Annotated in this window: 12 protein-coding genes; 6 read left to right on the top strand and 6 right to left on the bottom strand. The window is 66.8% G+C overall.

Annotated elements, in window-relative coordinates; translation table 11 throughout:
* The first annotated feature begins 32 nt into the window (after positions 1-32).
* A complete protein-coding gene (locus ACU18_RS08335; RefSeq protein ID WP_050685146.1) occupies positions 33-1,406 on the top strand; it encodes an ammonium transporter in 1,374 nt (457 codons plus the stop codon).
* A 102-nt stretch (positions 1,407-1,508) separates the two neighbouring features.
* Here ACU18_RS08335 and ACU18_RS08330 read toward each other — a convergent pair whose 3' ends face one another.
* Positions 1,509-2,135 (bottom strand): PadR family transcriptional regulator, encoded by a 627-nt coding sequence (locus tag ACU18_RS08330; RefSeq protein WP_050685082.1) that lies wholly within the window; start codon positions 2,133-2,135, stop codon positions 1,509-1,511.
* Positions 2,136-2,312: 177 nt separating this feature from the next.
* Between ACU18_RS08330 and ACU18_RS08325 the strand changes: the two genes are divergently transcribed.
* Positions 2,313-4,493 carry a transglycosylase domain-containing protein gene (locus ACU18_RS08325; protein WP_050685081.1) on the top strand — a complete coding sequence of 727 codons (2,181 nt, stop codon included), beginning with the start codon at positions 2,313-2,315 and terminating at the stop codon, positions 4,491-4,493.
* Between the two features lie 59 nt (positions 4,494-4,552).
* Positions 4,553-5,098: a GNAT family N-acetyltransferase gene (locus tag ACU18_RS08320; RefSeq protein ID WP_050685080.1), complete on the top strand. Its 546-nt coding sequence runs from the start codon at positions 4,553-4,555 to the stop codon at positions 5,096-5,098.
* A gap of 161 nt (positions 5,099-5,259) precedes the next feature.
* Here the strand turns inward: ACU18_RS08320 and ACU18_RS08315 are convergent, their stop codons facing one another.
* Positions 5,260-5,853, bottom strand: coding sequence for a J-domain-containing protein (locus ACU18_RS08315; RefSeq protein ID WP_050685079.1), 594 nt, complete (start codon positions 5,851-5,853; stop codon positions 5,260-5,262).
* A gap of 134 nt (positions 5,854-5,987) precedes the next feature.
* Here ACU18_RS08315 and ACU18_RS08310 point away from each other — a divergent pair, with 134 nt between their 5' ends.
* The gene (locus ACU18_RS08310; protein WP_050685078.1) at positions 5,988-8,462 is read left to right on the top strand and encodes a beta-galactosidase; all 2,475 of its coding nucleotides are present in this window, start codon (positions 5,988-5,990) and stop codon (positions 8,460-8,462) included.
* Positions 8,463-8,545: 83 nt separating this feature from the next.
* On the opposite strand, the gene ACU18_RS08305 is transcribed toward ACU18_RS08310, so the two are convergent.
* Positions 8,546-9,043: an SRPBCC family protein gene (locus tag ACU18_RS08305; protein WP_050685077.1), complete on the bottom strand. Its 498-nt coding sequence runs from the start codon at positions 9,041-9,043 to the stop codon at positions 8,546-8,548.
* Between the two features lie 12 nt (positions 9,044-9,055).
* Positions 9,056-9,388 (bottom strand): ArsR/SmtB family transcription factor, encoded by a 333-nt coding sequence (locus ACU18_RS08300; protein ID WP_050685076.1) that lies wholly within the window; start codon positions 9,386-9,388, stop codon positions 9,056-9,058.
* An 83-nt stretch (positions 9,389-9,471) separates the two neighbouring features.
* On the opposite strand from ACU18_RS08300, the gene ACU18_RS08295 reads away from it, so the two are divergent.
* Positions 9,472-10,242 carry a Type 1 glutamine amidotransferase-like domain-containing protein gene (locus ACU18_RS08295; protein ID WP_050685075.1) on the top strand — a complete coding sequence of 257 codons (771 nt, stop codon included), beginning with the start codon at positions 9,472-9,474 and terminating at the stop codon, positions 10,240-10,242.
* 125 nt (positions 10,243-10,367) lie between these two features.
* On the opposite strand, the gene ACU18_RS08290 is transcribed toward ACU18_RS08295, so the two are convergent.
* Positions 10,368-11,102, bottom strand: a complete 735-nt coding sequence (locus ACU18_RS08290; RefSeq protein ID WP_050685074.1) for a GAF and ANTAR domain-containing protein — start codon at positions 11,100-11,102, stop codon at positions 10,368-10,370.
* Between the two features lie 389 nt (positions 11,103-11,491).
* Positions 11,492-11,644 carry a hypothetical protein gene (locus ACU18_RS19900; protein WP_164468857.1) on the bottom strand — a complete coding sequence of 51 codons (153 nt, stop codon included), beginning with the start codon at positions 11,642-11,644 and terminating at the stop codon, positions 11,492-11,494.
* A 342-nt stretch (positions 11,645-11,986) separates the two neighbouring features.
* On the opposite strand from ACU18_RS19900, the gene ACU18_RS08285 reads away from it, so the two are divergent.
* The gene (locus ACU18_RS08285; protein WP_050685073.1) at positions 11,987-12,184 is read left to right on the top strand and encodes a hypothetical protein; all 198 of its coding nucleotides are present in this window, start codon (positions 11,987-11,989) and stop codon (positions 12,182-12,184) included.
* The last annotated feature ends 162 nt before the right edge of the window (positions 12,185-12,346 follow it).

Raw genomic sequence — 12,346 nt, 5'->3', positions numbered from 1 at the left:
GCCCCGCCTCAATCGTTCGAAGGGACCTGCCGGTGGAGATCACTGCCCAACACGTCTGGCTGATGATTTCGGCCGCGATGGTTTTGCTGATGACTCCCGGTCTTGGCCTCTTCTACGGCGGCATGACCCGCGCCAAGGCTGCCCTGAACATGATCATGATGAGTTTCATCTCGGCCGGCATTGTTGGCGTGGTGTGGATCCTCTGGGGCTATTCAATGACCACCGGCGAGGGCATCCTGGGTCTCTTCGGCAATCCGTTCACCAGCTTCGGACTGCAGAACCTGATGGGCTCTCCGGACCTGATGAAGGCCGGTTACAGCGCAACCTTCGCCATCATCACCGTGGCACTGATCAGCGGCGCCATCGCCGACCGCGCCAAGTTCAGCGCCTGGGCACTGTTTGTCCCGGTATGGATCACCCTGGTCTACTGCCCACTGGCCTTTATGATTTGGGGCGGCGGCCTGATGGGCCCCGACGGCGCCGTGACGGCGGAGTTCGGCCAGGTCATCGACTTTGCCGGTGGCGCAGTGGTGGAGATCAGCTCCGGCACCGCGGCCCTGGTCCTGGCGCTCATTGTTGGCCAGCGCCACGGCTTCGCCAAGGATCCCAACCACCGGCCGCACAACGTGCCCTTCATCATGCTGGGTGCCGCCATCCTGTGGTTTGGCTGGTTCGGCTTCAACGGCGGCGCCGCCACCACGGTGGAGCAGGCAGGACTGATCTGGATCAACACCCTGGTCACCCCCGCGGCCGCCATGCTCAGCTGGCTGGTGGTGGAAAAGGTCCGCCACGGACACCCCACGTCGCTGGGTGCGGCCTCCGGCGTTGTGGCCGGGCTTGTGGCCATCACCCCGTCCTGCGCCAACATCAGCCCGGTGGCCGCCATCGGCCTGGGCCTGGTGGCCGGGGCTGCGTGCGCGGTGTTTGTGGACCTGAAGTACAGGTTTGGCCTGGACGACTCGCTGGATGTTGTGGGCGTCCACCTGGGGGCCGGCCTGGTGGGCACGCTCTCACTGGGATTCATCGCCCTTCCGGTGGACGGCCAGGGCGGCGGCCTTTTCTACGGCGGCGGCTTCCAGCAGCTCATAGCGCAGTCCGCGGCCGTGGTGATCACGCTGCTGCTGTCCGGCCTGGGCACACTGGTGATCGGCCGCGTCATCAACAGGACTGTGGGCTTCCGTGTCAGCCACGAGGCGGAAACCGCGGGCGTGGACCTGTCGGAGCACGCAGAGACCGCCTACGCCTTCGGCGAGATGGGGGCCGCTTTCAGCCCGCTGCGGGCCATGCTGTCCGGCACTCCGGCAGCCGAATCAGCCAGTGCTTCAGCCGGCACGCCCGCGCACGACACCCCGGCTCAGGGCAGCCCGGCTCAGGGCAGCAATCCGGAGCTTGTCCGGCAGACCTAGGCCTGAAGGCTCCGATCTGCGGACAAGCCCAGGCTTACCGGCCGGCGCTGGCGGAACAACGCCTGCTCCGGCAACGACGCGACCGACAACCTGCACCCGCACTCAGTCCGCCAGGATCTTGTAAAGCGCGCGGCGGGTCTCATCCATTTTTTCCTGGGCCGCTGCACGCTGTTCAGCCGTGACGCCGCTGCGGAACTGGTGGACGACGGCCATCAGCTTGCCGATGCTCTGGTGGAAGTCCCGGTCCGGATTCTCCGCCCCGGAGTTCCAGGCGTTCTCCATCTCCTCCGCATGCTCGGCCACGTAGGCGCGGCCGGCCTCCGTGAGGGTGAACTCGGTTCCGCGGCCTTCGCTGAGGGCCGCGATCAGGCCTTCATCCACCAGTTGCTGCAGGGTGGGGTAGATGGAGCCGGGGCTGGGCCGCCAGGCACCGTCGGTCTTTTCGGCGATGGTCTTGATCAGGCCGTACCCGTTGGAGGATGCCTCGGCCAGGAGCGAAAGAATAGCGGCCCGGACGTCGCCGCGGCTGGCCCGCCGGGGTCCGCGGCCAAAGCCCGGGCCGAAGCCGGGACCAAACCCGGGCCCGAAGCCGCCGCCAGCACCCGGGCCGAAGCCGGGTCCGAAGCCGCCGCCGCGGTGGCCATGCGGCCCCCGGCGGCCACGGCCGCGCTCGAATTTGCCCCTACCGAACTCGGGGCCTGCAAAGGTGTTTTCAGAATTGCCGTTCATGGTGGCATGTCCCTTCAAGATAACTAACGCTGATTTCTTCAGCGATAGTTAACGATAGATCGTTAACTATCGCCAAGTCAAGAGGTCTGCCGAATCAGCACCTGCGCCGGCCGGACGCTGGATCGGCTGCCCCCTGCGGCGTAGTCTGATCCCACCATCAAGCTCGAGGGCTGGCCGATGACAAAGAAGCGGACGTTGACGCGCAGGGTTGCCGCCATCCTGGCCGCCTTCGTGGGATTCCTCACCGTCAGCTGCATTTGCGGGGTGCTGGCCGCCAGCCTCGTGGTACCGGCCGTTGCGGCTGCGGGCATGGGCGTCAGCAACTCCATCGGTTTCTTCGACAGCCTGCCCGCGGAGCTGACGGTGGCACCGCCGTCGCAATCCACCAAGGTCCTCACCTCAGACGGCCAGCCGATCGCCGTCTTCTTCGCCGAAAACCGGGTCCGCGTCCCCCTGGACCAGATGTCCCCGTTCGTCCGGGACGCCATCGTGTCCATCGAGGACAGCAGGTTCTACCAACACGCCGGCGTTGACGTCCAAAGCGTGGTCCGGGCAGTGATGTCCAACCTGACCAAGGGCGGCCAGCAGGGCGCCTCCACCATCACCCAGCAGTACGTCACGAACGTCATCAACGAATCCAGGCTGTCGCAGGACCGCCCGGACGAGGTGATCCTCAGCGGCCAGAAAAACATGGGCGACAAACTTCGCGAAATGAAGCTTGCCATCGCCCTGGAGAAGCAGTTCTCCAAGGACCAGATCCTGGAGGGCTACCTCAACATCGTGTTTTTCAACAGCGATGCCTACGGGATCGAGGCGGCGTCGCGGTATTTCTTCAGCACCACCGCCAAGGACCTCACCCTGCCCCAGGCGGCGCTGCTTGCCGGGCTGGTCAACAGCCCGTCGTACTACAACCCTGCGGTCAACCCGGAGAAGTCCATTGTGCGGCGCAACCAGGTACTGGCGGAGATGCTGCTGCTGGGCAAGATCACGCAGGAACAGCACGACACCGCCGTAGCCACCCCCATTGAACTGGTCCTCAATCCCCAGCGGCAGGGCTGCGCCAACGCAGTCCAGGCGCCGTACTTCTGCGACTACATCTCGCACCTCATCCTGAACAATCCGGCGTACGGGGCCAGCCTGATTGAACGCCAGCGGACGCTGTACCGCGGCGGCCTGACCATCGTCACCACCCTGGACAGCAGGCTGCAGGCGGCGGCGCAGGTCCAGGTGGACAGCTCGGCAGGGGAAAATCCGGACCGGTGGGGCGCAGCGCTGGTGTCCATCCAGCCCGGGACCGGAAAGATCCTGGCCATGGCCCAGAACACGGTGTTCCTGCCGGAGCCCGGCAGGTTCGACACGCAGCTGAACTTCAACGTCGACGCCAGGGATCCGGACGGGAACGACCTCAACGGGGCCGGCGGGTTCCAGCCGGGATCCACCATGAAACCGTTCACGTTTGCCGAGTGGCTCAACGAGGGCAAGTCCGGCACCGCCGTGGTCGATGCCTCCCGGCGGGTCTACCCCCTTGGCTTCCCTTGGCGGTCCACCTGCGGTCGGGTGCTGGGGGCCTACAGCACGGCGCAGAACAACCCTGAATTTGGGGCCGCGGACGATCTGCAGAACTCCGAACCCGGCTTCTACCGGCCCATGCCCATCAATTACGGCCTGTACAACTCGATCAACACCGCCACGTTCGCCACCGCTGCGCAACTGGATTTCTGCGGCATCCAGAAAATGGTGGACACGGTGGGCCTGCACAGCGGGCTGGACGGCGCCCAGATCAACATGCACCAGCTGGGCAACCTGCTGGGTGCCATCGGGGTCGCGCCGCTGCATCTGGCCAACGCCTTCGCCACGTTCGCCAATGACGGCCGGTACTGCACCCCGGTGGCCCTCCTGGAGGTCCGGGACGCGGCGGGTGGCCAGTTGCCCGTGCAGCCCACGGAGTGCCGGGACGCGGTGAAGCCGGCCGTGGCGCGCGGCGTTAATGCCGTCCTCCAGGATGTGATGAAGATGGGCTCGGGGGTGTGGATCCAGCCCAAGGTCCACACCCGTTTCCCGGTGGCTGCCAAAACCGGGACGTCCAACAACAACGGCTCCACCTGGGTGGTGGGGTACACCACCGGCCTGGCCACGGCGTCCTTCTTCGGCGATGCGCTGGAAGGCCAGAGCCGGCCGGGCCAAAACGTCACCATCAACGGAACCTTCTACCCCAGGCTGGACGGTTACATGATCGCGGGCCCGCAGTGGGCCAACTACATGCTGGCGGTGGCACCGCTGTTCCCCACCGGGGCGTTCCCGGCACCCCCACCTCCCCCACCGCCGCCGGCCACGCCCACGCCCAGCCCCCGCCGCTAGCAGTGCCGCCGGGCCCGGCAGCCGGACGCGCCAGCTGCTCCTGCTGGCAGGATGGGACGATGCAAACCCTTGAGACCGCCCGGCTGCGGCTGCGCCCGTGGGAACCTGGCGACGCCGGTTTTGTCCTGGACCTGTATTCGCGCTGGGATGTGCAGCGGTTCATCGGCAGCACGCCGCGGGTGATGGTCGATCCAGCCGAGGCCACCGAACGGATCAACGCGTGGCGCACCATGGACCACCCCGTCCATGGGGTCTGGGCTGTTGAAGTGAAGGAGGCCGGGACCCTGGCGGGCACGCTGCTGCTGAAGTCCATTCCGGCGTCCGGACCGGTCCCCCTGCAGCCGTCCGGAGATACCGAGATCGGCTGGCACTTCCATCCTGGTTCCTGGGGCCGGGGCTACGCCACGGAGGCGGCCGCAGCTGTCCTGGCGTACGCCTTCGGGCACGGGCTGCCGGCCGTTGTGGCGGTCACCAACCCGGCCAACGCCGCGTCGCAACGGGTCTGCGCCCGCATCGGGCTGGCGCATCAAGGCCGGACCGACAGGTATTACAACGCCACCTGCGAACTGTTCGGGCTGCAGGCATCCGGCGCCGAACGGCCCTGACCGCGTAGCCGCCGGCTCACAGCAGCGGCACTTTGCCGCGGGTCCGACGACGGCGCCGCCATCCGCCGTCGTCCGCCCACCTACGTGGAACCCCGCCGCAGCCGCTGCCACCAGGACCGGGATGGTTTCAGGGCCGCCGCCACCCGCCGTCGTCCGCCCACTTACGTGGAACCCCGCCGCAGCCGCTGCCACCAGGACCGGGATGGTTGCGGTTCCGGTGGCTGGTCCGCGGTCCGGGCGGTACGGCGCTGCCGCCAACGCTCCACTTCCGTCTCCACGTCGCGGGTCATGGTGACCACGGGCGGGCCGCCCTGCAACTGCCGGCGCGCGTCCACCACCCGCCGGTTGAAGTCCAGGACCAGGTCACGGACCTGCTGCTCCGAATACTGGGCATCCAGTTTGGTGTCCAAGCCGGCGTCCTCGCTGCGCAGCACAATGGCCGCCGGCCCCATGCCGCTGATGTTTTCGCGCTCCAGGAGCCCTTTGACCCACCAGTCGGGGTCGTACTGCTCACCCAGCCCCGGGATGGGTTTGCCCGCGTACTTCAGGTTGTCGAACTTGCCCTGCGCCATCGCATCCCGGACCAGATAGTCAGCCCGGGCCGCATCGCCCACCTTGCTGCGCTTCTGGCGTTCGGACTCTTCGCGGGCCGCCAGGGCGGTCTCCTCCGCAGGGGTGATGCCGGCGCCGCGGTAGGAGCGCGCTTCCGCCGCCCGTTCAAGGCGCTTCCGGAATTCCGCTGACCCGTTGCCCATACCTGCACCCCCTGCCTCGATCCGGTTTCCTGCCCTCCAGTATTTCGAAGCAGGCCGCAAGGTTCAACGGCTTGCCGCAGACCGGCCGGGAAAGCGCTTCCCGGCACCGCTTTTCCTGTGGAATACTCGGTGCCATGCCCAACCACACCAGCAGCCCGGCTGCCCTGCGCGTCGTCCACCAGCCCTGGGAAACCCCGCTGACCGAGCCCGACATGAGCAACACCGAGGACCGGCATAAGCGGTACCGGCTCACCAACCGGCACGTCGAAGTTGATGGCGCACCGGCCATTCCCGTGTCCGGTGAGCTGCACTTCAGCCGGGTCCCCCGCCGGCATTGGGAGGAGCGGTTGCGCCTGATAAAGGCCGGCGGAATCACTGTAGTGGCCACATACGTGTTCTGGATCCATCACGAACCCGACGCGGGCCGGGCTGGCTTCGCGGACAACCTGGACGTGGCGGCGTTTGTAGCCCTATGCGCGGAGGTGGGCCTGGACGTGGTGCTGCGGATCGGCCCGTGGTGCCACGGTGAGGTCCGCAACGGTGGCTTCCCGGACTGGGTACAGGCGGCGGACGTGCAGCACCGCACCGACGATCCCGCCTACCTTGCCCTGGTGGAAGCCTGGTTCGGGCTGCTGGGCCGGGAATTGAGCCCCCTGGTGGGTGCCGGCAGCAACGTGATCGGCATCCAGCTGGAAAATGAACTCTACGACCAGCCCGGTCACCTCATCACCCTGAAACGGCTGGCCCGGGCAGCTGGCTTGTCGGCCCCCATCTGGACCGCCACGGCCTGGGGTGGCGCGGAGCTGCCCGAAGGCGAGGTGCTGCCGCTCTTCGGCGGGTACGGCGACGGTTTCTGGGTGGATGCGGATGCTCCGTGGGATCCCACGTTCCGCGAGCACTTCTTCTTCAGCCATTCCTGGGACGACCCCGGCATCGGCGCCGACCTGCGCGAACACCTGGGCGCCGGTGGTCCGGCCGCCGCTCCCAGGGCTGCGTCGGCGCTTTTCCCGCCCGCCACCTGCGAACTGGCAGGCGGAATGGCCACCGCCTACCAGCGCCGGCCCCGGCCGCAGGGCGCGGATGTGGCGGCTGTGGCGGCCAACAAGATCGGCAACGGCTCCGCCTGGCAGGGCTACTACATGTTTGCCGGCGGCCGGAACCCCGGTGACGGGCTGCAGGAGTCCCAGGCCACCGGTTACCCCAACGACCTGCCGCGTTTCGACTACGATTTCCACGCCCCGATCGGTGCCACCGGCAGGCTGGCCGGCAGTTTTGCCGCGCTGCGCAGGCAGCACGCGTTCCTGGCTGCGTTCGGCGACCGGTTGGCACTGATGCCGTCGTCCCTTCCCGCCGTTATGCCCGCCGGGGTGGACGACTCCGCCACCCTCCGCTGGGCCCTCCGCAGCGACGGCTCCGCCGGCTTTGTTTTTGTTACCTGGCACCAGCCGCACGTCCCGCTGGACACCTGCCGGGGCGCGCAGTTTGAGGTAACGCTCGACGCCGGGACCGTCACCTTTCCGGCGGCGCCAGTGGACATTCCCGCCGGCACCATCGCCTGCTGGCCGGTGAACCTCACGGTGGCCGGCGTGCGGATCGACTGGGCCACAGCTACTCCCCTGACCATCTTGGATCCCGGTTCCACAGTGCCCACCCTGGTGCTGGCCGCCGGGCACGGCATCCCGGTGGACCTGAAGTTCGCGCCGGGAACGACTGTCAGCAGCATCGATCTCCATAACAGCGTCCCTGGCGGCCCGGCCGGGAAGCACCAGGCAGGCGGCCTGGCTTCGGGCGCCGGTCTCGCTTCCGATGCCGGTCTTCTTCCCGAGGCCGGTCTTCGTCCCGGTGCTGACGGGGTCTGGCGGGTGTCCCCGGCGGAACCGCAGCTTCTCACCGCCGTGGACGGGAGCCGCACGCTGGACATCCTGGTGCTCCCCGCGGAGACCGCGGACCAGGCATGGGTGCTGGCCGGGGAGCTGGTGCTGTCCGACGAGCCGGTGTGGACGGTGCCCGGCGGCTTGGCCGGGCGTTCACAGGGCCGGCCGTCGCTGCAGCGGTACAGCCCCGACCGGCGCGGATTCGCCGGAGTGGATGTCGCGGTGCCTCTGCCGGCGGAGGCAGAGGTTCCCGGATTCCAGGCCGGCAACGACGCAGTTCCAAGGGTCGTGCCAGCGGTCTTGACCCGGGTTGCAGCGCCGGTACCGGCGTCGTTTGGTTCGGCAGCCAACCGCGCGGCGGCACCGTCGCCGGAGACGATCGCCGAACTGGCCGCGGAGTACTCACTGTCCTTCCCGGTGGAGGGGGTGGACGGGCATCACACCGAGCTCGAAATGGAGTGGGCGGGTGATGTTGCCCAGCTCCTGGTGGATGGGGTGCCCGTGGCGGACAGGTTCTGGGACGGTTCGCCCTGGGTCCTGGACCTTGCTGACGCAGGCATCACTCCGGGTTCTGCCGTAACCCTGCAGATCCTTCCGCTTCATGCGGAGGCGCAGGTGGGCTTGCCGGTCGAGGCCCGGGTCCGCCGCGAGGCCACCGACGGTGACCTCGCGGCCCTGGACTCAGTCCGCCTGGTCCACTGGCACCGCTGGCTGGAAGCGGGTGCCGGCCAGTAGCGCCGCGTAGCGGGTGCCGGCCAGTAGCGCCGCGTAGCGGGTGCCGGCCATTAGCTGCGCGTTGCCATGCCAGCGCTCAGCGGTCAGGCGTTTGCGTGTTCGGCAAGGATGGCGTCGATCTGCCCCATGGCCTCGGTCATGCCTTCCTGCATGCCCATCTGGACCATCTGTTCCATCTGCTCTTCCGATTCGAAGGTGGACTGGACGGTCATCCGGGTCCGGTCCCCCAGCGGTTCCAGGGTCACGGTTGCCCGGGTGATACCCATGTCACCGGTGGGGTTTCCGTCTTCATCCGCGAAGCCGTCGTCAAAGGCGAGCCGGGCGGGCGACTCGACGTGTGTGAACTCCCACCAGCCGTGAGCCTTGGTGCCGTCCGGCCCGGTCATATAGTAGTTAGCCTTGCCGCCGGGAACCAGATCAAGCTTTTCGAAGGTGGCGGGCCAGGTGGGCGGTCCCCACCAGCGCTCCAGCTGGCGGGGGTCGGCCCAAAGCTCCCAGACGCGCTCCACACCGGCCTCAAACTCGGCTACCAGCGTGAAGCTTAGGGCTTCCGGATTTCTGGTGGAACTGATGACTGACATGGCATTGCCTTCCTACTCTTCTGCGAGGATGTCCGCGATCCGGGCGGCCCGTTGCCGCCAGACCTGTTCATATTCATCGAGCAGCCACCGGGCTTTCTGCAGGCCTTCATGGTTGCCCCGCACAATCTGCTCCCTTCCGCGCTTCTCCTTGGTCACCAGGGAAGCCCGCTCCAGCACCGCCACATGCTTCTGGACTGCGGCGAAACTCATGGCGTAGAGGGCAGCCAGGCCGGAAACCGAATATTCGGTGACGGTTACCCGCCGCACAATGTCGCGGCGGGTGGAATCGGCGAACGCCTGGAAGAGGCGGTCCAATTCGGTTTCTCGGAGCTGATCTACAACCATTTGGTTGTACGATATTCCTTCTCCCACCCCATGTCAATGGTTTTTTCCACCAAGGCGTGCCGGCGTCCGGTACGTTGAGGGCCATGGGCATCTACCTAGCGGGATCCACTCCGGATCCGGGCAGCTTTCCCGCCGTGTTTGACCACTTTGTCCGCGCACTTCCGCACCACCGGCCAGCCCGGATCGCTTTGGTGCTCCACGCAGCGGGCAGGGATCCGGCCGGAGCCCTACCCGCCTATGTTGACCCGCTGGAGGCGCGGATTGCCTGCGAGGTGGTTCCCGTCCTGCTGCGGCAGGACGGGACGGCCGGGGCCGTTCGCCCAGCCAGCCCCACTTCCTTCCACAACGTGGACGCCGTGATGGTGGGCGGCGGACAGACACCCGCCTATCTGGCCGGGCTCAGCGGGTCCGGTGCAGAAATTTCGCGATTGGTGGCCGGCGGTGCGTCCTATCTGGGCTTTTCCGCGGGGGCGATGGTGGCGCCGGGTGCCGCGCTCATCGGCGGCTACCGCATCGACGGCGTCGAGGTCTGCGATGCGGGATGTTCCGAGGGCCTGGACAACGTCGAAGTCCGCGCCGGCTTGGGACTGGCACCGTTCACTGTGGACGTGCACGCCGCCCAGGCAGGTACCGTGAGCCGGGCGGCCGGCGCCGTTGCCGCCGGACTGGTGGACCGGATGGTGGCCATCGACGAGGGTACGGCACTGGTGCTGGCAACAACCGAAAACGCGGATTACGAGGTACTCGGCACCGGACGGTGCTGGGACTTCCGGCGGGAGGACGTGGCGGGCGGGCTGCCCGCACCGGGGGCGGCCGCCGTCGTCAGCCTCCGCGTGGCCGGGCACGGCACCTAACAGCAGCACGGGGCGCGGCCGCCGTCGTCAGCCTCCACATGGCCGGCAAGATACCTGACAGCAGTAGCCGCCGATACCGAAATATGATCCCAGCACAACCCAGTGCTGCCGGGATCTACTGACGACTAAGTGTCGAAGTGGGTCCGGACGGGACTGCCGGAAAGCTGCTCGATCAGTTCCTTGGCAACATCGCGGAGCTTCCGGTTGCGGTTGCCGGACACTTTGGTGAGGATGGCCATGGCTTCCTCCTGGGAACACCGGTTCTGCGCCATGATCACGCCGCAGGCCAGGTTGATGGCGGTCCTGCTTTCCAGGGCGGCCTCCAGGTCATCGGCCCTGCCCTGCACTGTCCGGAGCCGCACCGACAGCTGCAGGGTGTTGCTGGCTGCAGCCGCGAAGGCCTCTGCTTTTTCGTACACGTCGGGACTGAAGGCGTCTGGCCTTGTGGCGAAGAAGTTCAGCGCTGCACCGGCACCCCCACTGATCTCCAGCGGGACACCAAGGGTGCTATGGATGTTGACGTCCAGGAGTTTCTGCATATACAAGGGCCAGCGGGCATCCAGGGACACGTCAGCCACCAGGACGGTGGACATTTCCCGCAGCGCCATGATGCAGGGGCCATCGCCCAAGGCCTGCTCCACATGGTCCAGCTCGATGGCGCGGGCGCTGCTGCCGGCAGCCGTGACGGGACGGCGGTGCAACTTCAGGGTGATGGCGCACTCGATGGTGTCCCCGGCCGCCTCCGAGACAGCCGCCGCAGCCATGCCGGCCAGGCCGGAGAGGAATTCGACAGCATCGTCGGCACCCACCAGGATCTCCTGCAATTGCGCTGCGGTCTGGCTATCAATGGAACTCGACATAGAGCCATCCTACTGTCGCCCCGCCCACAGGACGGCGGAACCAGGGCAGCGGACCTGGTGCCCTGGTTGGCGTCACGGGACCGGCCCGTATCCCCAACCCGGGCAGGCCCTGCGCACCCGGTCCACAGAGCTGGTGCCTGACCTCCGGGGAGCGCCGCTGGGAACCTTATTTCCTGGCCGCAGCCGCCACCGGGGCCCCCCCTTCCATCCTGGCCGCCCCGCTGGACCTCAACGGGGATGCAGAAGAGGTGCTCATCCTGAATTCAACACCCACTTCGACGAGTGGGCGCGTCCCGGCAACCGCGGCACGCGGAACTGCGGCCACACATGGAGAAGCAGCCGGCTTCGAAGACGAAACCGGCTGCTGCGTCCTGTTGATGGTGCGGGTACTAAGCCCGGGTTTTACGCTTCAGCCAGCCCCAGACGCCAGTGGCGACAAAGAGGACCAGGCCGATGATGGCCAGCCACAGCAAGCCCTTGACGACGAACCCGAGGACTGAAAGAACCAGCCAGATAATAAGCAGTGTGATGATAATTCCCATGCCTGAAGCATATGCCTTGGCACCGGGCACCACACCGTCGGCTGATCTCGGGGCCGCCCAACGTGATCAGTCTCACCCGCAACAAACCCCTTTTAGGTTGAGCCGTCAATTCCCGGTTATGCACTATTGAAGAACAGTGCGTAACGCTCCAGCCTGTCCGCGGCAACCCGGGACTGCCGGTGTGTTTGGTCACATCGGCCCCAAAACGGTTGCCATCGGCAAGTTGGGCAGGCACCATTGAAGTATCGGGAACGCGCTTTCCCACACTTTTGTCCTCACCGTCGAGGACACGGCCCCGGCCCTGCGCCGAGCCGTCCACCAGCAAGAAATGGAAGTTGAATAATGACGTTCGATGCCACTAACTCCGTGACCCTGAAAATCTGGGACAAGGCTGCCCTGCACCACACCATTGATTCCGCGGTCAGCGACATGTCCGCCCTGCACAACACCACCACCTGCGGCATCGCCGTGACCTGCAGCGGCCCCAACACCTTCACGCTGAGCCTCCGCCACGACGCCAAGGTCCTCGCCTCCGTCTAAGCAGCCACAACGGACCCGGTTGCCACGCAACTGAAGCGGACGACGCCGGCACCTCCTTGGGTTCTAGCGGTCGTTGCAACACCCCTAGATTTTGGGAGTTGCAACGACCGTGCCGTCTTTAATCAGGAAAGCGTCGGGGAAAAGAAAGTACACGCAGGAACA

Source organism: Arthrobacter sp. ZBG10 (assembly GCF_001238605.1).
Classification (GTDB): domain Bacteria; phylum Actinomycetota; class Actinomycetes; order Actinomycetales; family Micrococcaceae; genus Arthrobacter.
Note: the sequence above shows the minus strand (reverse complement) of the source record. Positions and strands in the feature narration are given on the sequence as shown.